The sequence below is a fragment of the Pseudomonas sp. AB6 genome (assembly GCF_034314105.1).
Classification (GTDB): Bacteria; Pseudomonadota; Gammaproteobacteria; order Pseudomonadales; family Pseudomonadaceae; genus Aquipseudomonas.
Genome location: NZ_JAVIWJ010000001.1, coordinates 2,257,506 through 2,279,161, shown reverse-complemented (window position 1 = coordinate 2,279,161; position 21,656 = coordinate 2,257,506). Strand labels below are relative to the sequence as shown.

General features: G+C 55.7%; 19 protein-coding genes and 1 pseudogene. 12 read left to right on the top strand and 8 right to left on the bottom strand.

Annotation, left to right across the window (positions count from 1 at the left end):
- The first annotated feature begins 67 nt into the window (after nt 1-67).
- A complete protein-coding gene (pdxB, locus tag RGW60_RS10770) occupies nt 68-1,210 on the top strand; it encodes a 4-phosphoerythronate dehydrogenase PdxB (RefSeq protein ID WP_322204533.1) in 1,143 nt (380 codons plus the stop codon).
- A gap of 43 nt (nt 1,211-1,253) precedes the next feature.
- On the opposite strand, the gene RGW60_RS10765 is transcribed toward pdxB, so the two are convergent.
- Nucleotides 1,254-2,243 (bottom strand): zeta toxin family protein, encoded by a 990-nt coding sequence (locus RGW60_RS10765; RefSeq protein WP_322204531.1) that lies wholly within the window; start codon nt 2,241-2,243, stop codon nt 1,254-1,256.
- A gap of 172 nt (nt 2,244-2,415) precedes the next feature.
- Nucleotides 2,416-2,592, bottom strand: coding sequence for a PA1571 family protein (locus tag RGW60_RS10760; RefSeq protein WP_322204530.1), 177 nt, complete (start codon nt 2,590-2,592; stop codon nt 2,416-2,418).
- Between the two features lie 286 nt (nt 2,593-2,878).
- Here RGW60_RS10760 and RGW60_RS10755 point away from each other — a divergent pair, with 286 nt between their 5' ends.
- Nucleotides 2,879-4,657, top strand: a complete 1,779-nt coding sequence (locus tag RGW60_RS10755) for an ABC transporter transmembrane domain-containing protein (protein ID WP_322204528.1) — start codon at nt 2,879-2,881, stop codon at nt 4,655-4,657.
- A gap of 78 nt (nt 4,658-4,735) precedes the next feature.
- On the opposite strand, the gene RGW60_RS23815 is transcribed toward RGW60_RS10755, so the two are convergent.
- Both RGW60_RS23815 and RGW60_RS23810 read right to left on the bottom strand, forming a co-directional pair.
- Nucleotides 4,736-5,464, bottom strand: a complete 729-nt coding sequence (locus RGW60_RS23815; protein WP_416194847.1) for a methyl-accepting chemotaxis protein — start codon at nt 5,462-5,464, stop codon at nt 4,736-4,738.
- Nucleotides 5,465-5,590: 126 nt separating this feature from the next.
- A pseudogene (locus tag RGW60_RS23810) lies at nt 5,591-6,532 on the bottom strand (cache and HAMP domain-containing protein); the annotation flags it as partial.
- A gap of 492 nt (nt 6,533-7,024) precedes the next feature.
- On the opposite strand from RGW60_RS23810, the gene RGW60_RS10745 reads away from it, so the two are divergent.
- Entirely contained in the window at nt 7,025-8,470 is a 1,446-nt protein-coding gene (locus RGW60_RS10745; RefSeq protein WP_322204524.1) for a SulP family inorganic anion transporter, read from the top strand.
- 67 nt (nt 8,471-8,537) lie between these two features.
- Nucleotides 8,538-9,662 (top strand): cell division protein ZapE, encoded by a 1,125-nt coding sequence (gene zapE, locus RGW60_RS10740; RefSeq protein WP_322204522.1) that lies wholly within the window; start codon nt 8,538-8,540, stop codon nt 9,660-9,662.
- Between the two features lie 66 nt (nt 9,663-9,728).
- On the opposite strand, the gene rarD is transcribed toward zapE, so the two are convergent.
- The gene (gene rarD, locus RGW60_RS10735) at nt 9,729-10,625 is read right to left on the bottom strand and encodes an EamA family transporter RarD (protein ID WP_322204521.1); all 897 of its coding nucleotides are present in this window, start codon (nt 10,623-10,625) and stop codon (nt 9,729-9,731) included.
- Nucleotides 10,626-10,850: 225 nt separating this feature from the next.
- Between rarD and RGW60_RS10730 the strand changes: the two genes are divergently transcribed.
- The 3 genes from RGW60_RS10730 (at nt 10,851) to RGW60_RS10720 (ending at nt 13,863) form a co-directional block, all read left to right on the top strand.
- Entirely contained in the window at nt 10,851-11,492 is a 642-nt protein-coding gene (locus tag RGW60_RS10730) for an HD domain-containing protein (RefSeq protein ID WP_322204519.1), read from the top strand.
- A gap of 187 nt (nt 11,493-11,679) precedes the next feature.
- Nucleotides 11,680-12,831 (top strand): MFS transporter, encoded by a 1,152-nt coding sequence (locus tag RGW60_RS10725; RefSeq protein ID WP_322204517.1) that lies wholly within the window; start codon nt 11,680-11,682, stop codon nt 12,829-12,831.
- A gap of 150 nt (nt 12,832-12,981) precedes the next feature.
- Nucleotides 12,982-13,863 (top strand): alpha/beta hydrolase, encoded by an 882-nt coding sequence (locus RGW60_RS10720; protein ID WP_322204515.1) that lies wholly within the window; start codon nt 12,982-12,984, stop codon nt 13,861-13,863.
- Nucleotides 13,864-13,866: 3 nt separating this feature from the next.
- Here the strand turns inward: RGW60_RS10720 and RGW60_RS10715 are convergent, their stop codons facing one another.
- Nucleotides 13,867-13,995, bottom strand: a complete 129-nt coding sequence (locus RGW60_RS10715; protein WP_322204514.1) for a hypothetical protein — start codon at nt 13,993-13,995, stop codon at nt 13,867-13,869.
- 378 nt (nt 13,996-14,373) lie between these two features.
- Between RGW60_RS10715 and rbsK the strand changes: the two genes are divergently transcribed.
- The 3 genes from rbsK to RGW60_RS10700 are packed head-to-tail and all read left to right on the top strand — an operon-like array spanning nt 14,374 to nt 17,767.
- Complete coding sequence (gene rbsK / locus RGW60_RS10710; RefSeq protein ID WP_322204513.1) at nt 14,374-15,312, top strand: ribokinase; 939 nt, start codon at nt 14,374-14,376, stop codon at nt 15,310-15,312.
- Nucleotides 15,313-15,350: 38 nt separating this feature from the next.
- On the top strand, nt 15,351-16,682 hold the full coding sequence (fucP, locus tag RGW60_RS10705) for an L-fucose:H+ symporter permease (protein WP_322204511.1): 1,332 nt from the start codon (nt 15,351-15,353) through the stop codon (nt 16,680-16,682).
- A gap of 11 nt (nt 16,683-16,693) precedes the next feature.
- Nucleotides 16,694-17,767, top strand: coding sequence for an aldose 1-epimerase family protein (locus RGW60_RS10700; protein WP_407074085.1), 1,074 nt, complete (start codon nt 16,694-16,696; stop codon nt 17,765-17,767).
- 88 nt (nt 17,768-17,855) lie between these two features.
- On the opposite strand, the gene deoR is transcribed toward RGW60_RS10700, so the two are convergent.
- Both deoR and RGW60_RS10690 read right to left on the bottom strand, forming a co-directional pair.
- The gene (gene deoR, locus RGW60_RS10695) at nt 17,856-18,620 is read right to left on the bottom strand and encodes a DNA-binding transcriptional repressor DeoR (protein WP_322206893.1); all 765 of its coding nucleotides are present in this window, start codon (nt 18,618-18,620) and stop codon (nt 17,856-17,858) included.
- 96 nt (nt 18,621-18,716) lie between these two features.
- A complete protein-coding gene (locus tag RGW60_RS10690; RefSeq protein WP_322204507.1) occupies nt 18,717-19,679 on the bottom strand; it encodes an alpha/beta hydrolase in 963 nt (320 codons plus the stop codon).
- A 290-nt stretch (nt 19,680-19,969) separates the two neighbouring features.
- Here RGW60_RS10690 and RGW60_RS10685 point away from each other — a divergent pair, with 290 nt between their 5' ends.
- Together RGW60_RS10685 and RGW60_RS10680 are read left to right on the top strand one after the other, a co-directional pair.
- Entirely contained in the window at nt 19,970-20,320 is a 351-nt protein-coding gene (locus RGW60_RS10685; protein ID WP_322204506.1) for a metalloregulator ArsR/SmtB family transcription factor, read from the top strand.
- 28 nt (nt 20,321-20,348) lie between these two features.
- Entirely contained in the window at nt 20,349-21,638 is a 1,290-nt protein-coding gene (locus RGW60_RS10680) for an arsenic transporter (protein WP_322204504.1), read from the top strand.
- Nucleotides 21,639-21,656: the final 18 nt, after the last annotated feature.

The window sequence follows — 21,656 nt, the reverse complement described above, 5'->3', positions numbered from 1 at the left end:
AGGCGGTAGATCCCATGCAGGATGGCGGGCTGTGCCTACACTGCCGCCGACCCCATGGAGCCCAATCATGCGCATTGTTGCCGATGAAAATATCCCGCTGCTCGACGCCTTTTTCGCCCAATTCGGGGACATACGACGTTTGCCGGGCCGTTCCATTGACCGTGCTGCGGTGGCAGAGGCTGACGTGCTGCTGGTGCGCTCGGTGACCAACGTCAATAGGGCAATGTTGGAAGGTAGCTCGGTACGTTTTGTCGGCACCTGCACCATTGGCACTGATCATTTGGATCTGGATTACTTTAAGCAGGCTGGAATTCAGTGGTCCAGCGCCCCCGGTTGCAACGCGCGTGGGGTGGTGGATTACGTGCTAGGCAGTCTGTTGACCTTGGCTGAGATTGAAGGTGTCGAACTGACCCAGCGCACGTATGGCGTGGTCGGCGCTGGCCAGGTTGGCAGCCGCCTGGTCGAGGTATTACGTGGCTTGGGTTGGAATGTGTTGGTGTGTGATCCGCCTCGGCAGTTGGCAGAGGGTGGCGACTTTGTCAGCCTTGAACAGATTATCGAGCAGTGCGACGTAATCAGTTTGCACACGCCTCTGACCAAAAACGGTGGAATGCGTACATGGCACTTGTTCGACCAGCAGCGCCTGAGTCAGCTCAAGGCGGGCACTTGGCTGATCAATGCCAGCCGCGGCGCGGTGGTGGACAACGGCGCTTTGCGTGAGGTTTTGCTGCGGCGCGAAGATTTACAAGCCGTGCTCGACGTCTGGGAAGGCGAGCCGCAAGTCGATGTAGCATTGGCCGATTTATGTGTACTGGCTACGCCACACATCGCCGGCTACAGCCTTGACGGTCGGCAGCGGGGAACCGCGCAAATCTACGAGGCGCTTTGTGCTTACTTAAAACGTGCGCCCGCTATCAGTTTGCAGCAATTGTTACCGCAAACCTGGCTGACGCAAGTAACCCTGAACCCAAGCTGTTCCCCGACGTGGGCGTTGGCCATGCTATGCCGTGGGGTGTATGACCCACGTCGGGACGATGCAGACTTCCGACGCAGCTTAGTCGGCGATACTGCGAGCCAGCGTTTGGCCTTCGATGCGCTACGTAAGCATTATCCTGCGCGTCGCGAGATTGAAGGGTTACTTGTGCAGATCAATGGTGAGTCCGAACCGTTAAGACAATTAGTAACGGCGCTGGGGGCTCGTGTGGTTTAAATTTGATTCATCTGCAAGGCAGCGCGCGAGCCTTGCAGTTTTTTCAGTATCGGTAAAGATGCTTAGCAATATAGGCGTACAAGTCGTTAAATACTGAGAAGTGCACGTTGTCCGAATGGGCGTTCGTATGGGTGAGCGCCAAGTGGCATTCTTTAAGCATTTCACCTCGTTCGGTTCTGGTTTCAATCGGCGCGTTCACTATTTCGCAATAGCGAGAGTAACTGCACGGAGTATTCAGCGTGGGCGTTCGAATGATACTGACCGTATTTTGTGCCGGGCTTATCACGTCGCCATGATTGTTCGTTATGGGTTGCGGCAGTAATTCGAAGCCATCAGTGCACACACTGCTGCACACAACGCGTCGGTTTTTTAGTACCCCAAGACCTCGTTCATACAAGGTAAGTTTTGAGCCTGACGCCCGCATACAGGCATTTTCGAATGAGGTCAGGATTCCCTGAGCGTTGCCCATGCTGGCATCAATTGCGGTCATGTCGACAAAGCGTTCCAGGGTTTGGTCGGTCAAGCTATTGAGCGCCCTTTTGATAGTCGATAGATGAGCAAATTCTTTTTTGCAGGCAATTAAATGAACATCAAACTGATACCCCAACCCCGTCACCATGTCTGGAACATTTGCAAAGTTAATGTCGTCTAAGGCACATTCCATAATGACGTTATATTTGAAGCTAAAAGCCTGATTGAATATTTTTCCGCACACGGCTCTGACAAAGTTCTCTGTGTGTTCGTAGGCATGCAAGACACCATGACGTCGCATCGCTTGATAGTGTGGGTGAAGCTCCCTGAATGCCGGTAAGTACAATCGAACGTAGTTGTTGTAGTTGCCCGAGGGTAGCAGTGCGTTCTCGAGTAGGTAAGTTTTTCCCGACCCTTGCACCCCAGCGACAATAAGAATTTTCGGTGGCCATACGGTTGAGATATTGACCACTGCGGGTCGGGTAAATACGTCAGCAAACAGCGTGTCATAGGCGTACTGCACATCGGCGGGAGTATAAGGATAACGAGCAGGTTCTATCATGTGGCACTCCATTAGTTTGATAGGGTTCGCTTCAATTTAAGGAAGCTGCGGCGAAGTAATTGGCTTTTCCGCACCGTGTCAAACCAGCGCTTGTCACGTGATGTTGCATGAAAGGGGCACACAGAAAAAACCCGGCATCAACGCCGGGTTTAAAAATATGCTTATTGCAGCATCAATCTTTTTTTTCAGGTTTGACCCAGTTTTTATCGCATTCTTGACACGCGGCCTGAACCATTTCTTCAGTGATCAGTATCTCGCGTCCATCGTCGTCGAGAATGGCGCCACCGACAGCCAAGGTCGGAGTGGCTCGAACGAGCGATACGTGATTGGTGCTGTTTTGCAAACTCATGGCCTGGCTCCTCATCAGGTTGTGCGCTTAAAACTAATCTCGTTCTATGACGGCGCTGTGACATCTTTCAACGCCCGTTCAACACACGTCTAAGTCCACCAGAAATGTCTGAAAATTTCCAGCAAGGTTTTTAGAGCGAACCGTATAAGTAGAATTATTGAGCTCATAAAAGCACAGGGATTTGAAGGTAATGGCGGTATTTTACGACCCTTACATATTTCAAGCTTCGTTTGAGCCACAGGTGTAGGCTTTCTGGCTCAGTCTTTCCGGCAGGCAGGTGTCTTGTATGGCCTCAATGTTATCAAGTCGTCAGCGCAATGCCGTTCGTCTGGCCCTGCGTTACGTCGCTCCGTATCGATGGCCCGCCATGGGGGCGCTACTGGCATTGATCGTTACTGCGGGCATTACTTTGTCCATGGGGCAAGGCATCAAGCTGATGGTCGATCAGGGCTTCATGACTCAATCCCCGGCCATGCTTAACCGTTCGATCGGTTTTTTTCTGATACTGGTTGTCGGGCTGGCCATGGGTACATTTGCCCGGTTTTACCTGGTGTCGTGGATTGGTGAGCGCGTGGTTGCTGACATGCGTAAACAGGTATTCAACCATCTAATTAATTTGCATCCGGGGTTTTATGAAAATAACCGAAGCTCAGAAATTCAGTCGCGGCTAACCACCGACACCACGCTGTTACAGTCGGTGATCGGGTCGTCACTTTCGTTATTCCTGCGCAACTTGCTGATGGTGATCGGCGGTATTGTCTTGTTGTTTTTTACCAATCCAAAGCTCACCAGTATCGTCGTCGTCGCCTTGCCGCTGGTGGTCGCGCCAATCCTGATTTTCGGTCGGCGAGTGCGCAGTCTCTCGCGTTTGAGCCAAGACCGGATTGCCGACGTCGGAAGCTATGTCGCCGAAGCATTGGGGCAGATCAAAACCGTACAGGCTTACAACCATCAGCAGCAGGACAGAGTGCGTTTCTCCGCGACGGCGGAAGAGGCATTTAATACGGCGCGCAAGCGCATATTGCAGCGCTCCTGGCTGATCACCCTGGTGATCGTTTTGGTGTTGGGCGCGGTTGGGGTAATGCTGTGGGTCGGTGGGATGGATGTCATCGCCGGGCGTATTTCCGGTGGGGAGCTGGCAGCATTTGTGTTCTATAGCCTGATCGTAGGCAGTGCTTTGGGCACCTTGAGTGAAGTCATCGGCGAACTACAGCGCGCAGCGGGTGCGGCTGAACGAATCGCAGAGCTGCTTCAGGCGCCTAGCGAAATTGAGCCGCCTATCCAGGGTTTACTGCACCTGCCGGAACGGGTCAGTGGTCAGATCACCTTAGAAGACGTTAGTTTTGCGTACCCATCTCGCCCGGAGCGCAATGCTGTCGATGGGTTTAGCCTGACTATCGAAGCCGGCGAGACCTTGGCACTGGTCGGACCTTCTGGCGCCGGTAAGTCGACGCTGTTCGATTTGCTATTGCGTTTTTATGATCCGCAGCAGGGGCGGGTGCTGGTGGAAGGGCTGCCCATCGCACAGCTTGACCCGTCGGACTTGCGACGTTGTTTCGCCATGGTTTCGCAAAACCCTGCACTGTTTTTCGGCACCGTTGAGGACAACATCCGCTACGGCAACCCTAAAGCAACGATTGAGCAGGTGCAGGCCGCCGCGCGTATTGCCCATGCACATGAGTTCATTTTGCAGATGCCCGATGGTTATCAGACACACTTGGGGGAAGGCGGACTTGGCTTGTCTGGCGGCCAGCGTCAACGTTTGGCAATCGCTCGGGCCTTACTGGTCGATGCGCCGATTCTCTTGCTTGATGAGGCGACCAGCGCATTGGACGCTCAAAGCGAACACCTTATCCAGCAGGCGTTGCCAAGCTTGATGAAAGGCCGCACAACCTTGGTCATTGCCCACCGGCTGGCCACCGTGCAGAACGCCGACCGCATTGCAGTGATTGATCAAGGACGTTTGATTGCCGTCGGTACTCATCAACAACTGATTGCCAGCAACCCGTTGTACGCGAGGTTGGCGGCGTTGCAATTTAATGGGCAGCAAGAAGAGGTAGTTTAGGCGCGGTGTGCCCACGCCCAAACGCTCAAAGGGATTGCCCCGCCCTGCGATGCCGTGCTGTTGCGTAGCCAGCAGGGCTTACAACTTGAACCGCGCCATTTGCGTGGCCAGATGCTCTGCTTTGCTCGACAGTTTTAGGCAGTCCTCGCGACAAATTTGCACGTCTTTAGCCGTCGACTGAGCAAGGTCAGCGATGCCCTGGACGTTACGGTTAATTTCTTCGGTGACCGAACTTTGTTCCTCTGTGGCGGCGGCGACCTGATGGTTGCGGTCCGTGAGTTCCTCAACGTGCCCTGCTATGGCATCCAGCGAGTTACCAGTGCGGCGGGTCGCTTCAACACCGGTGCCTGTGGCGGCTTGACCTGCGCGCATGGACGCTACGGCTTGACTGGCACCCCCTTTCAACTCACCTATCATCTGCTGTATTTCGCCGGTGGCGCTCTGGGTGCGCCCGGCGAGGGTGCGAACTTCATCGGCTACCACGGCAAACCCGCGTCCCAGTTCTCCGGCACGCGCCGCTTCGATGGCTGCGTTGAGGGCCAACAAGTTGGTCTGTTCGGAAATGCTACGAATTACCGTCAACACTTGATCAATGTTGGAGATCTTGGTCGCCAGCGCTTCGACCGCGCCCGCTGCGTTGCCGACGCCGTCGGACATCGCCTGAATGTGAGCAATCGATTGGCCGACGATGATTTTGGCGGACACGGCTTCGTCTTGAGTGCTGCGCGACACCTGGGCGGCGGCGCCTGCATTTCGGGCAATTTCCTGCACGGTCAGGCCCATCTCATGTACCGCAGTGGCGACCATGTCAGTCATTTGCTGTTGCTGCACCGCCCGTGCCGATGTGCTCTCCACCACCCGCGCCACGTCCCCCACGCTTTGGCGTAATTGTTCGCTGGTCTGCAACGCATCGCCGATCAGTTCGCGCAGGCTTGCGATGAAACGATTGAAGCCTCGGGCCAGGTCGCCCAGCTCGTTCTGCCGGTGATCATCCAGGCGGTGGGTCAGGTCGCCATCGCCGCCACCAATGTCGATCAGGGCAGTAGTGACCTGACGAATGGGGCGCACGATGCCACGCGCTATCCAGGCTACGAAACCGAGAAAACACAGCACTACGGCCAGACTGATGGCGGAAATGATCGTCAAAGCGTCTTTGGCCGGGCCATAGACTTCCGCCATCGGCACTTCACTGACCAAGGTCCAACCCAATGAGTCCACCGGAGCAGCCAAGGCGACAAAAGCCTGGCCGTTGCGCTCGAATTCGACCGGGGTTTTACCGGTGGTAGCGCCCAGTAAAGAGTGGGCAGGCCCCGGGCCGACCAATTGCTCCAGTGTTTGGCGGTCGTTGAAATCAGCGTTAGGGTGAACCTTGACCTTGCCGTCCGGGCTCACTAAGTAGACTTGGCCTTGCTCACCGAAATGGAAGTTGCGGACCATGTCTGACAAGGCGCTCAAGCTAAAGCCAAGGCCTGCCACGCCAACAACGCTACCGTTGCTTTCAATTCGCTGGTTGATGAACAGCGTCGGTAACCGAGTGTTTTTATCAATATCGATTTCCAGCGCGCGCTGTTTGCCGCTGGCGAGGAAATCATAGAACCAGCTGTTTTCCTTGGTTGCAGGCTGCAACGTGCGGTCCACGCCTCTGTTGGTGAAATAATGGCCACTGCCTTTGGCGACGATAAAGGTGGTCAATGCGTGGTGTTTTTGCTGGATATTGGCCAGATAGCGTACGAAGGTTGCCTGTTGTGCCGGGTCTTCGCCCGTGCGCAGCCAATCCTCGACCAGTGTGTTGTCGGCAATATCACTGGCTGCGGTGAGAGGGGAGGCAAGGAGCCGTTCAAGGTCGTTACGGATTGCCTCGACACTGGCGGGCATCGCCTGTTGCAGCAAATAACGATCGGTCAACCGATTTAAGGCGAAGGCGTAAATAGCGATCACAATCAGGCTACTGATCACCAATGCAGCACCCATGCTCAAGGTGAGTTGCCACTGAATACTTTTTCGCCAGACAGGCATAGGGAAACTCCAAAACGAGCGGACGCACAACCACGACGGAAAAGTGCTGGGGAATCTTTGCATAAGGCAATAATTGCGCCATAAAGTTGATCTTTTGGTCAGCTTTAGGGTGGGGCTATGTCCCGATGGCCCGAGCTAGAGCGGCTTTTCGAAGAAATTTAAAGATCTGATTAAGACCAAACCACACGCCACCCTATATCAGCGCTGTGTCATTTCGGAGCAGCCCCTGGCGAGAAATGAGTGCTTATGTGGCATTCCGCTAGCGGGACCGGTCTCAACTCCGTACCATTCTCCCCCCTCTTTTCCCGCGTTCCTGCGACCGGCTTCGCTGGCCAACTTATTAGGTAAGCCATGAAATCAAATCGCCTACGCGCCGATGCTCTGGCTGGATTGACGACGTCATTCGCCCTGCTGCCCGAATGTATTGCTTTTGCTCTGGTTGCTCATCTCAATCCGCTGATGGGCTTATACGGCGCCTTCATCATTTGCACCCTGACTGCTTTGTTTGGCGGGAGGCCTGGAATGATTTCCGGTGCTGCGGGCTCGATGGCCGTGGTGATCGTTGCGCTGGTGGTACAACACGGCGTGCAGTACTTGCTCGCCACGGTGTTGATCGGTGGGTTGTTGATGGTTGCGTTCGGCCTGCTTCGACTGGGTAAGTTAGTGCGTATGGTGCCGCACCCGGTGATGCTGGGCTTCGTCAACGGCCTGGCAATTATCATCGCTCTGGCGCAGTTGGAGCAGTTCAAGAGCGGCGAGACCTGGCTGAGTGGTTCAGCGCTTTACCTGATGATCGGGCTGGTGGCATTGACCATGGCCACTGTTTATCTGCTGCCACGGTTGACCCGCGCCGTGCCGCCAGCGCTGGTGGCCATCCTCGGCGTCGGTCTGGCGGTGTACCTGCTTGGTCTGCCGACACGCACCCTTGGAGACATGGCGCACATTGCCGGAGGTTTGCCCGACCTGGCGTTCCCGCAGGTGCCTTGGAGCCTTGACACCCTGCGCATCGTGGGCCCTTACGCGGTATTGATGGCCTTGGTTGGCATACTGGAAACCCTCCTGACGCTCAACCTTACCGACGAGATTACCGAGAGCCGTGGTTACCCGGATCGCGAATGCGTGGCGCTGGGGGCGGCCAATATGGTCTCCGGTCTGTTTGGCGGCATGGGCGGTTGCGCGATGATCGGTCAAACCGTGATTAATCTCAGCTCCAATGGCCGCGGACGTTTTTCCGGTGTGGTCGCTGGGGTCATGATCCTGTTGTTCGTGTTGTTTCTTTCGCCGCTGATCGAGCATATCCCGCTGGCCGCGTTGGTCGGCGTGATGTTTGTGGTGTCGCAGCAAACCTTTGCCTGGGCCTCGCTACGAGTGCTGAATAAGGTGCCACTGAACGACGTGCTGGTGATTTTGGCGGTGACGGTGATCACGGTGTTCACCGATCTGGCCACCGCAGTGTTGTGCGGCATTGTCATTGCCGCGCTCAATTTCGCTTGGCAGCAGGCACGCGAACTCTACGCCGACAGTTCACTGGAAGCTGACGGGAGCAAACTCTATCGCGTGCATGGCACGCTGTTCTTCGCCTCAACGACACCGTTCCTCAACCAGTTCGACCCCGCAAACGATCCTGCCCTTGTGATCCTTGACTGTCGACGATTGAGTTTTGTCGACTATTCAGCGATCGCTGCATTGAAGGCATTGCGTGAGCGCTACCTCAAGGTGGGCAAACACTTGCGCGTGCTTCACTTGTCCGAGCGCTGCAAGCACATGCTTAAACGCGCCGGCGTTCATCACGAATAACCGGCGACGGGTACGGGCGTTGCGTTTTGTGTGAACATGCGGGCTTGAGCCTGCCGGTAACTTTTAGATGAATGTTGTTTCTCCCCTGGACGCCTATCAACGGGCCATCGACCAGCACGGGTTTACCCCCGATGCTGCACAGTTGAATGCTGCACTGTGCCTGCAAGACTGTTTCCTGACACTGCACCACGGCAAGCGTCGGTCAGCGATCAAGGGCGTTTACTTGTGGGGGCCGGTGGGGCGTGGCAAAACCTGGTTGATGGACCGTTTCTACGAAAGCTTGACCGTGCCCGCACGGCGTCAGCACTTTCATCACTTCATGCGCTGGGTTCACAGGCGCCTGTTCCAACTTACCGGCACCCCTAATCCTTTGCGGGCGTTGGCACGGGAACTGAGCAAAGAGGTGCGGGTGCTGTGTTTCGATGAGTTGTTCGTCAGCGACATCGGCGACGCAATCATTCTGGGTAGCTTGTTCCAGGTAATGTTCGAAGAGGGCGTGGTGGTGGTGTCTACCTCCAATCAACCACCCGACCAGCTGTATGCCGAAGGTTACAACCGTGAACGCTTCGCACCGGCCATCATCGCCATCAATCATCACATGGCGGTGGTCGCGGTGGACGGCGGCGAAGATCATCGTCTGCATCCAGGTCAATTGCACCGGCGGTATTGGGTGAGTCAGCCGGGCAGCCCGAGTGCGCTGGGCGGTGTATTTGAAAAACTGAGCGGGGGCCGGTCTTCTTCGACTGACCCGGTTGCGATTGGCCATCGCAATATCAACGTGATTCGGCACAGCGACACTATTCTTTGGTGTCGTTATCGCGACGTGTGCGAACAACCCTTAGCGGCCATGGATTTCATCGAGGTGTGCGACCGCTTTTCAGCGATTTTGCTCAGCGAAGTACCGGCGCTGAGCGCTAAGCAGCGTGCAGGAAAAATCGCGCGGGGGACTGAAGACGCGGCCCTGCAAGTCGCCGCCGGTGATCGTGAACTGCCACAATTATCAGTCAATGACGACGGTGTTCGGCGCTTTATTGCACTGATTGACGAGTGCTATGACCGCCGAGTACCGCTGTATGTAGAGGCGCAGGTGCCGTTAGATGAGTTGTACAACGAAGGCTATTTAGCTTTTGCGTTTCGTCGCACGTTGAGTCGATTGCAGGAAATGCAATTGGAGCGGTTTTCAAATCCGTAGCAGCGAACGTGTTTGCGAGACGGCGTAACTGATACCCCGTATAGCGCGTCTCGCCAACACGTTGCTCTACAAAACAGCGCGGACGCGATTCTTTCGGCGCTGGGCCAGCAAGTGTTTGCTGCCTTCGGCGATCAGTATCAGCACCGCGAACCAGATCGGCAGGTAAGTCAGCCATTCATCGCGGTTGATGCTTTCACCCAGCAACAACGCCACGCCGACCAATAACACCGGTTCGACATAACTCAGCAGGCCAAACAGGCTGAAGGGCAACAGACGGCTGGCGATGATGTAGCTGCACAGTGCCGATGCGCTGATCATGCCCAAGACCGGAATCAACACATACAGGCGTGGAAAGTGGGAGAGGGCGCTGGGATCGCCGCTGAAAATGAACCACAGGCCTAGCGGCAGCATGAGTGCCATGTCAAACCAGAGACCGCCAAGGTTATCGGTGCTCAGCCTGCGCCGCAGGACGAAATAAAGCGGGTAACCCAAAGCCACCAGCAGGGTCTCCCAAGAAAAACTTCCCACGCGGTATAGCTCGTTGCCAACTCCCACCAAGGCGCAACACGCAGCGATGGTTTGTAAGCGTGACAGGTGTTCCCCATAAGCGATGCGCCCGGTAACGATCATGGTCAGTGGCAACAAAAAATAGCCCAGCGACACGTCCATACTGCGCCCATGCAGCGGCGCCCACATGAACAGCCAGAGCTGCACGCCCAGCAAAAACGATGACAGCAGCATGCTTGTTAATAGAATGGGTGATCGCCGCAGGCGCTTGGCAATGTCACGTACCAGTCGCCAATCGCCGCTGGAGAGCATAAACAGCGTTACGCATGGCACCGTCAGCAGCATGCGCCAGCCAAAGATTTCGCTGCCGCCCAGAGGCTTGAGCAATGACGTGTAAAAATACATGACCGCAAACAGAATCGAGGCCAGAACCGACAGCACAATGCCTTTTGACACAACTTCCTCACGTTTTATGAATTCTTATTAGTTGCGCAGATGTTCTGCGCCGGATTTGGTTTTAGCCAAGGCAGAAGCGGCGCGTAGTCTAGCCGATCCCTTGTGGCAGGATATGACGGACGTTTGGCAGATAACGTAACCTCGCACGGATTGTGGCAAATACCCCACCGGCGGAGACTTGTTTCAGCCGCGCCGTACAGGTGCGACAGCCTGAGGAACGTCCCTATGACCGCTACCATCGCCGGTATTAAAATCCCTGACAGTGCCTTGGCCAAAGCCACCACTGAATACATTCGGGATAACGAACCTGACCTGCTGTATCACCACTCTCGCCGGGTTTTTCTGTTCGGCGCATTGAGCGGTGAACGCCAAGGGCTCAAGTACGATGCGGAGCAGCTGTACGTCGGTGCAATGTTCCATGACCTCGGTCTGGTTGAAGGTCATCGCAGCGCTGACGAGCGTTTTGAAGTTGACAGTGCCAATGCTGCACGCGCGTTCGTGAAGCCCTTTGGCTTGTCGGAAGGCGACATGGAACAGGTCTGGTTATCCATTGCCCTGCACACCACACCGAACGTTGTGCGCCATTTGCGTCCGAACGTCGCATTGGTGACTGCGGGGGTCGAAATGGACGTGCTGGGTATGGAATACGCGGCCTTCTCCGCTGAACAGCGTGACGCTGTCGTGCATGCGCACCCACGTGGTAATGGCTTCAAGGAGTGCATCATCTGCGCATTCGCCGACGGCTTCAAAGACAAACCAGATACTACGTTCGGTACCGTGAACGCTGATGTACTGGTGGCCGTTGATCCTAAGTTCAAACCAATGAACTTCGTCGAAATCATCCGCACATCCCCTTGGATGGCTTAACCCTGCAAAACTGCGTCTAAACTTTCGCAAATGAATTCGCGCCCACCGAGAAATCATCCCTGTGGAACCGAATTCATTCGAGAAGGCTATTTTAAAAGCGATGCAAAACATTTGGTTAGTCCGCCACCTTTGTTAGGCTACTTCGATTGCCGGGTTCTACCCGCTTGACGTGTTCGAAGGACGTTGCATGACTTCCATCAATATCCTCGCGCCAGCCATCAGCGCTCGGCGCGAGCAGCTTTCCACTCGAATTGCCTTTTTCATCGCCGGCTTCAGCGTCGCCGCTTGGGCGCCATTGGTGCCTTATGCTAAGGCGCGCTTGGGATTAAACGACGGCGCGCTCGGGCTATTGCTGTTGTGCTTGGGCGTTGGCTCGATCATCGCGATGCCCTTAGCGGGAATACTCGCCGCACGCTTTGGCTGCCGATTGGTCTTGGTGATGTCCAGCGTATTGGTCTGTATATGCCTGCCATTATTGGCGACGGTCTCCAGCTTGCCCCTGCTGATTGTGACCCTGTTTGTGTTCGGCGCCAGCATGGGGGCGTTAGATTGCACGGCAAACACTCAGGCGATTATTGTCGAGCGGGCGAGCGGTAGAACCATGATGTCGGGTTTTCATGGCTTATTCAGTCTCGGCGGGATCGCCAGCGCAGCCAGTGTCAGCGGCTTGCTCGGTGCTGGCGCTTCCCCGTTGATCGCCATGTGGGTGGTCGTGGCGATCATTGGTATCGCGCTGGTTAAGGCCTCGCCGCATTTCCTCACTTATGGCAGTGAAAGCAAAGGACCGGCGTTTGCCGTTCCCCACGGCACCGTGTTGTTTATCGGTTTGCTGTGCATGACGGTGTTCCTGACTGAAGGCGCGATGCTTGACTGGAGCGCCGTGTTTCTGAGTTCGATGCGCGGCGTCGACCCTGCTTACGCAGGCTTAGGTTATGCGGTATTCGCCCTGACGATGACGCTCGGCCGACTCTTCGGTGATGCCATCGTACGTCGGGTCGGGGCCAATCGGATGATCATATTGGGCGGCCTGTGCGCGTCAGCAGGATTAACACTGGCAACAGTTATTCCCACCTGGGAAGCGACGCTGCTGGGGTACGCGTTGGTAGGCGTTGGGTGCTCGAATATCGTGCCGGTGCTCTACAGCGCCATCGGACGGCAAACCGTCATGCCGGAGCACGTGGCGGTTCCGGCCGTCACCACGCTGGGGTACGGCGGCATTCTTGCGGGACCGGCCGTTATCGGGTTCATCGCCCATGCCAGCAGCTTGAACCTGGCGTTTCTGAGCATTGCCTTGCTGCTGCTGGGTGTGGCGTTGGGTGGCCGGTTGCTCAGGGTCTGAGCTGAACCAACCCAGCGGGACGTCGCTGTCCAGCAAGCATGATTGGCTCCGCCGAGCAAACACACTTCATGAACGGGGGCGCCACGTTTCGCGCCTTGCCGTTATCGCATAGCAATCTAGGATGTCTCTAACAATCATAAGGAGTCATCCATGTTCGCTGGATTTGAAAAGCATGCGTGTCAGGTCAATGGCGTTGAAATCGCCTACCGGATTGGCGGTTCTGGCCCCGGCCTATTGCTGCTGCACGGCCACCCGCAAACCCACGTGATCTGGCACAAAGTCGCCGAAACCCTGGCCAAGCGATTCACGGTGGTCGCGGCTGACCTGCGTGGTTACGGCGACAGCAGCAAGCCGTTGGCTGACGCCGACCACAGCCTTTATTCCAAGCGCGAAATGGGCCGCGACAACGTTGAGTTGATGGGTAAATTGGGCTTTTCAACGTTTTCGATATTGGCCCACGACCGTGGCGCCAGGGTTGCCCATCGGTTGGCGTTGGATCATCCACAGACCGTGAACCGCATGGTGCTGCTGGACATCGCCCCCACGCTGTCGATGTATAGCCAAACCAACGAGGCTTTCGCTCGTGCCTATTGGCATTGGTTTTTTCTAATTCGCCCGGCTCCGCTGCCGGAAACTTTGATTGAAGCTGATCCCGAACAATTCCTGCGCAGCGTAATGGGTAGCCGTAGCGCAGGCATGGCACCGTTTACCGACGAAGCGTTTGGCGAATACCTGCGCTGCCTGAGACTGCCGGGTGCAGCGCGTGGCATTTGCGAAGATTACCGGGCCAGTGCCGGTATCGACCTCGATCATGACCGTGCCGACATAGCAGCAGGCAATCGGCTACAGCTGCCGTTGATGGTGCTGTGGGGTGAGGAGGGGATTGTCGGGCGTTGCTTTGATCCGCTCAAGGAATGGCAACTCGTTGCCACTGATGTGCGCGGCAAACCTATTGCCGCAGGGCACTACATCGCTGAAGAGGCACCGGAACTGCTGCTGACACACGTGCTGCCGTTTCTGGGTTGTGTCTGATATTCAGGACTTGGGAGCGCTTACTTTGTCTTTCTTGGGCTTACTGGTACGGAGGAAGTCCAAATAGAAATTGAGGGCTCCCAACACGGCTATGGCAAACAGGGCAAACATACCGATTTGAATATTGCTCATGGCGTACTCCCGGCGTAACGAAAAGCGATTGATAGTAATTAATCCAAAACACCTGAGAAGGGAACGAGCTTTACCCGAGCTTTACAGAAAAGGTTCTTGTATTGATCGGGATATTACTTAGAAGGCGGCACTTCTTAGCGATCAGGCATCCTCCTTGCCCGATGCCCAACTTAACTTTGCGTTGCCGCGTGAGGGCGATGCTTCCTGCCTGAAACCCCATAAAAATCGCAACCTTTTGGCATTTCATATAGGGACTGCCCCGAGCAACTGCGCCTCCAGCCAAAAAAAGATTGGATAATCACAAAATATGTTACTAAAGTAACAAAAATAATAATGCATCGGGTGGTCTCTCCCGGCGTTAATGAGGTAGCCAGAACAATGAGCAAGATTGCGGTCATTGGCAGCAATATGGTGGATCTGATCACTTACATTGATCGAATGCCTTTGCAGGGCGAAACCATCGAGGCACCTGGTTTTGCCATGGGCTGTGGCGGCAAGGGGGCTAACCAGGCGGTGGCTGCTGCGAAGTTAGGCGCCGAAGTGGTGATGGTGAGCAAGGTCGGTGACGATGTGTTTGCGGGCAACACACTGGCAAACTTTCAACTGTTTGGTGTCGATACTCAGCACGTAACCCGAGTTCCGGGTGTTTCCAGCGGCGTCGCGCCGATCTTCGTTAAAAGCGATTCTCACAACAGTATCCTGATCATCAAGGGCGCCAACGCTTACCTCAAACCTGCCGATATCGACGCCGCCCGCCCAGCCTTACGTGACTGCGCATTGATCTTGCTGCAGCTGGAAATCGAACTGGAAACGGTCTATCACGCCATTGCTTTTGGCAAACAGCAGGGCATTCCAGTATTGCTTAATCCGGCCCCGGCACTCGCGGGGCTGGACCGTTCACAACTGGTGCAACTCGACTTTCTGGTCCCCAACGAAACCGAACTGGCATTGATCAGTGGTCAACCTGTGACCTCGCCCGAGTCTGCCTTGCAAGCCGCGCGGTTGCTGGTGGCGGACGGTATTCGCCATGTCGTGGTGACCTTGGGCGAAAAGGGCGCGCTATATGTTGGAGAAGAGGGTGAGTTCCGCGTCACCGGACACGTCGTCTCTGCGGTGGACACCACGGGTGCGGGCGATGCATTCATTGGTTGCTTTGCTCATCACTGGACGCAAACCCGCGATATCAAACACGCCATGACCCTGGCCGTGGCCTATTCAGCGTGTTCGGTCACCGGACTGGGCACCCAGACTTCCTACCCTGACGGGTTGATGTTCGCCGAATTTCTGCACAACCACCTGCCGGAACGCCAAGCCTGAAGGTGTTGTTTCAACCCTGTTTTTCACGGAGAACAATAATGACTAAGCCTGCGCTTCAACAGACGCCGGACGGGTTTTACCTCAACCGAACGCCCTGGTTTGCCTTCTTGCTGTTGTGCAGCATTTTTGCCCTATGGGCGGCGGCCGCCAGCATGAACGACGTGTTAATTGCGCAATTCAAAAAAGCTTTTTTACTCAGCGATTTCCAGACTGCGTTCGTCCAGTCGGCGTTTTACCTGGGCTATTTTTTTGTTGCGATCCCGGCAGCTTTGGTGGTTCGGCGCTTCAGTTACAAAACCACGATTCTCGTCGGATTGCTGCTGTACATGTTTGGCTGCTTGCTGTTCTTCCCGGCGGCGTCCACCGCTAAGTACGGGATGTTTTTGCTCGCGTTGTTTGTGATCGCGGCCGGCCTGTCATTCCTGGAAACCGCCTGTAATACCTACTCTACCTTGATGGGGCCGAGGGAAACCGGCACTCGTCGTTTGAATATTTCCCAGACCTTTCACCCATTTGGCGCCATGGCCGGGGTGTACGTTGGCAGCTTCGTGATGTTCAAGGATACCGACGCTAGCCATGCGCAACTGTTGCAAATGAGCCCCGCAGACGCGGCAGTCCAACAGCTTCAGATGATTCAATCGACCTTGCTTCCGTACAAATGGATGATCGCCGTTCTGGTACTGATGTTCATTCTGGTCGCAGTCACGAAGTTTCCGGCTTGTAAGGGCATTGTCGAAGCCAAAGTCAAACACAGCAGCCTCGGCCAAAGTCTGTCGCGCTTGCGCCGTAATCCACGTTTTGTGTTCGGGGTATTGGCGCAGTTCCTGTACGTCGGCGCGCAAGTGGGGGTTTGGAGTTTTACCATTCGCCTGGCGATGCAGATGGGTGGGATGAACGAGCGTAGCGCGTCGTGGTTTTTGCTGACCACTTTTGCTGCTTACTTTGTGGGCAAGGTGATTGCCAACTTGCTGATGCGCAAACTGCACCCGGCCAAGGTCTTGGCGCTATATGGCGTGCTGTGCATTGTATTGCTGGCTTACACGATTCTGGTGCCCAATATTTCTGCGATATACGCCGCTGTGGGCGTCAGTATTTTCCTTGGTCCTTGCTGGCCGACCATTTATGGCCTGACCATCGATGGCTTGGGTGAAGACACCGGCGTCGGCGGTTCGCTGTTGGTGATGAGCATCGTCGGCGGCGGGGTCATTCCGATCTTCCAAGGCCTGCTTTCCGATTACACCGGCGGCAATATGCAACTGGCCTACAGCGTGCCGTTAGTGTGTTTCGTGGTCATCGTCGGCTATGCCCTGCACTGCATGCGTCATTCGAAAAGCGAGCGAGCGCCGGTCGGTGCGGTGGCAGTCTCATGAGTGTCAACTCAATGAAGCACACAACCGTTACGCTGTTTCCACAGCTGTTCGCGGGCGCTGAAAAGACCTTGCTGGAGTCGTCTGATTTTAAGGTCAGCGCGTGGACCTACCCGTCTGGCGTATTGGCCCTTGCTTTGGAAAATAGCCGTGGGCGAGTGGTGGTATTGCCGTATCAGGGGCAGATGGTTTGGTCGGCGGTGTTCGATGGCTGCGATCTGACCATGCGCAATATGTTCCGCCAGCCACGACCCAGTGCCCATGTGATTGGCACCTATGGCTGCTTTATGTTCCACAGCGGCCTGCTGCGTAACGGCTGCCCCGGCCCGGAAGATGATCATCCGCTGCACGGTGAAATGCCCTGCGCGCCCATGGACAGCGCGTGGCTGGAAGTGGGTGAAGACGGTGGCGGTACGTTCCTTCGACTGGGCGGCGACTACGAATACGTGCAAGGGTTTGGTGATCATTACCGGGCACGTCCCGGCATCACGTTGCGGGTGAATTCGGCGCTGTTCGATATCAGCATGCACGTGACGAATCTGGCGGGAGTGCCGATGGACCTGATGTACATGGCGCACATGAATTACGCCTACGTGGAAGGTGCGCGCTTCGTCGAACCGTTGGGCATGGATCAAACCAGGGTGCGCAGCAGCGTGCCGGCGCATGTTCGACCGACTCCGGAGTGGGCTCGCTATATGGCGCAATTGACGCAAGAACCGTCGCGTTTGCAGGTATTGGATACGCCTGAGCTATACGACCCGGAAATTGTTTGCTTTTTCGATGGCGTGCGCGCCGATAGCCATGGCAACGCGCATTTTTTGCTGACCCACCCTGAGGGTTCGGCGTTTTATACCCGCTATCGTCCCGAGCAGTTTGAGCATGCGGCGCGCTGGGTTCTGCACAACGCCGATCAGCAAGTAGCTGCCTTTATATTGCCTGCGACCTGCGAGCCTGAAGGTTATAAAGCGGAATCTGCCAAGGGCAATGTTCGCTCACTGGCGGCCGGGGAGGGCGCCCAGTTCAGCCTCACCACCGGGTATTTGACTGAGGGTGAGCGGCGATTGCTGGAGCAAGGACTGCACCAGTAGCGGCCAGCGGCGATCGAGGTAGGGCCTAATTCATGTCGGGAAGCACGCCGTGGTGCGCCTTTCGCGAATAGGTTCGTAGATGTCTCCTTTACACCACCAGTTGCATGCCGTGGGTGCTTACCAAATCGCGATAAAGCTTAGGGATTTTCTTGTCACTGATGACGTATTGAAAGTCTTCCAGCGAGGCGAAGTGCGCGGTGCGTACGGCGTCAAATTTGGAGTGGTCGGCCAACAACATGCATTGTTGGGCTTGGCGCAATACCTTCTTTTTGATTTCGACTTCATTGAAGTTAAAACAGGTCACGCCGAATTCCTGGCTAACTCCGGCGGCGGAAAGGAAGGCCCAAGTTAACCGAATACTGTCGAGAATTCCGTTTTCGGCACTGTTTTCAAACACCTGGTTTTTTCGGTGAAACGTGCCGCCACACAGGATGATGTTGCAGTTGGGTTTTTGTTGGAGTTTGAGCAGAACATTCAGTGAGTTGCACACCGCGGTAAATTCCAGCTCGTCAGCAATGAAGTCCACCACAAATGGAATGGTGGTGCCGCAGTCGAAAAATACCGTGTCGCCCGGCAGGATGAAGGCGGCTGCCAGTTTGCCGATTCGACGTTTCTCCTCAACATGCCGTGCGTCCTGCTCAGTGACCCGATAATCGCTGGCTTGCGTACTGTCGAAAACGCGAGTGATGTGGCCGCCGAGCAGGCGAAATTTGTCGGTGTGGCGTCCAAGGTCGCGACGTAGGGTCATCTCCGACACATCCAGCAAAGCCGCCATTTCTCGCAGGTGGATGGCTTTTTGGTCCTGCAGGGCTTGTTGAATCAATTTGATACGGTCGGTTTTTTTGGTGTCCACGGGTGTACCGGCAAAGAATGAAGATGTCATTAGTACAACACGCTTTGTGAGCGTCCGTGACATTTGCATGGCCGTTAGTTGAATGGCGTTACCGATTTAACCAGAAACGCTGTTCTGCGCTGGTGCCACAGGTGTGGCTGCCGGAACTGCTGCGTGGATCGGCATGATGTTCGAGCGCAATAAGGTTTTGATGGCTTGGCTGTATGCCTCCCGCCCCAAACTCATGCTGTTGTTATGCGTACCGCCCGGAACCAAAAGTAAGCTTTTCGGTTCCTGCGCGGCCCGGTAAAGCTCCTCGCTGAAGCGCGACGGCACAAACGGGTCCGCAGTACCGTGGACAATCAGTACCGGCATACGGATATCGGCGATTTTGTCGACGGAGTCGAATTTTTGCGACAGCAGCCAGCGCACCGGTAATGAGGTTTTGGCCACAGCGGTGGCCACGTCGGCGAGGGAGGTAAAAGTAGATTCGATAATCAACCCGTGCGCCTGCTTGCCGCTGCCGTCGCTCTTTACGTCATTGCCCAATTCTTTCGCCAGATCAATTGCCACCGCACCGCCCAATGAATGGCCGTAGATCAAGCGTTTGTTGGCGTCCGGCTGCAAGATTTTAAAGCGCGCCCAGGCGATGCGGGCATCTTCATAAACCGTGCGCTCCGATGGCAGCGCGCCTTGGCTTTGGCCAAAACCCCGGTAGTCGATGGCCAGAATGGAAAAGCCCATGGCGTGCAGTTGTTCAATGCGGAACAGCTGGCCCGTCAGGTTCCAACGTGTGCCGTGCAAATACAAGATAGAGGGCGCCCCGGCCTGTGCCGCAGGCCACCACCAGGCGTGAATGTTTTGCGACGTGCCAAAGGCCGGGGTTTTGAGCTCAAGTTCCTGAACGTCGGCAGGCAAGCCGTGATACCAACTGGCGGTGCCAGGCTCGATCTGGAACAGCAGCTTGCGTTCCTCATGCTTAAGCAGCGCACAGCTCGCTGGCAGACCGACGACCAGCAAGGCCATAAGCAGCAGCATCAAGCGGCGAGCCTTGACGCGCGAAAGAAATGAAGTGGGCATGTCTGCTCTCCGCGTAGCGGGTTGTGAGTCAATGGATCGGGCATGTTACGCAGGCTCTAGGTGTTTTGCGCCGGTGTAGATACGGCGCAGAGGGTTTGTAGGTTGAGTGAGTAGCGCTTCGACGCGGGTCCTGGCACCCGGACCGTTGGCCGCCAGTCTGCCGGTGGCAACCCGGTTAATGCAAAGCTTCTCATCGGTTTTCTGTCAGGCATCAAGAGTCCGTTCTGTTTTATCGTTCGTATATCTGTATATTCGAATATTCATATATTTAGAGAGGAGGTCGCAGGTGTATGAACATCGAGCCCCCTGTGTTTTTCAAGTGCCTGGGTGATGAAACCCGCGTGCGGATCATGCTGTTGTTGTGCAGTGAACCCGAGTTATGTGTGTGCGAGCTGATCTGCGCGCTTGACGACAGCCAGCCCAAAATTTCCCGTCACTTGGCGCAGTTACGCGCATGCGGTCTGTTGGAAGACCGTCGTCAAGGCCAATGGATTTATTACCGCCTGCACACCGGGCTGCCTGAGTGGGCACGTGAGGTGCTGCGGGTAACGCAAGAAGCCAACACGGCCTGGATCGCCAGTGACAGCAAACGTCTGACCGCCATGGGCGAGCGACCTGTTCGTATAGTGGCGTGCTGCTGATCTTCAACCCTTTGTTTGAGTGCCTCGGATGTTATTGGCTGTATTGATTTTCGTGTTCACGTTGGTATTGGTCATCTGGCAACCCAAAGGCCTCGGCGTCGGCTGGAGCGCCGCTATCGGTGCGGTGTTGGCGTTGCTCGCCGGGGTGGTCCAGTTGGGAGATATTCCAACGGTATGGGCCATTGTCTGGAATGCGACGGCGACGTTTATTGCCGTGATCATCATCAGTTTGCTGCTGGATGAGGCCGGTTTTTTCAAATGGGCTGCACTGCACGTTGCCCGTTGGGGACGCGGCAGCGGCGTCCGTTTATTTGCGTTCATGGTGCTGTTGGGGGCGTTGGTTTCTGCGCTGTTCGCTAACGACGGTGCGGCATTGATTCTGACGCCGATTGTCATTGCCATGCTGACAGCGTTGCGCTTTTCTCCCGCAGCCACCTTGGCATTCGTCATGGCTGCGGGGTTTATCGCAGACACAGCGAGCCTGCCGTTGGTGGTGTCCAACCTGGTCAACATTGTCTCGGCGGACATCTTCAACCTGGGTTTCGGTGAATACGCGTCCGTAATGTGGCCGGTCAATGTGGTCAGCGTCGCGGCAACGTTGTTGATGTTGTGGCTGTACTTTCGCAAAGACATTCCCGGCAACTACGACCCCGCGCAGCTAGAAGACCCCGCCGCAGCGATTCGTGATCACGCAACGTTCCGCGCCGGCGGTTGGGTATTGGGTTTGTTACTGATAGGGCTGTTTGCGCTGGAACCGTTGGGGGTTCCCGTCAGCGCTGTGGCGGCGGCCTGTGCCGTTTTACTGTTGATTATTGCTGCACGTGGGCATGTGATTTCGGTGCGCAAGGTGATAAAAAATGCCCCGTGGCAAATCGTCGTGTTCTCCTTGGGGATGTATTTGGTGGTTTACGGCCTGCACAACGCTGGGCTGACCCACGCCCTGACTGCATTGCTTGGGCGTTTTGCTGAACACGGGGTTTGGGGCGCGGCGATGGGCACAGGAATAACCTCGGCACTGCTGTCCTCGATCATGAACAACATGCCGACGGTACTTATCGGGGCGCTGTCGATTCAGGGTACGCACACCAGCGGTGTGGTTCAGCAGGCGTTGATTTACGCCAACATCATCGGCAGCGACCTGGGTCCAAAAATCACCCCCATCGGCAGCTTGGCGACGCTGTTATGGCTGCACGTACTGGCCAGCAAAAATATTCGTATCAGTTGGGGCTACTACTTCAAAGTCGGCAGCCTCCTGACCTTGCCGATTCTCATCGTCACCTTGGCCGCGTTGGCGCTTCGTTTGAGCTTTCGCAGCTAAGTGAGCGGTGCCACGTCT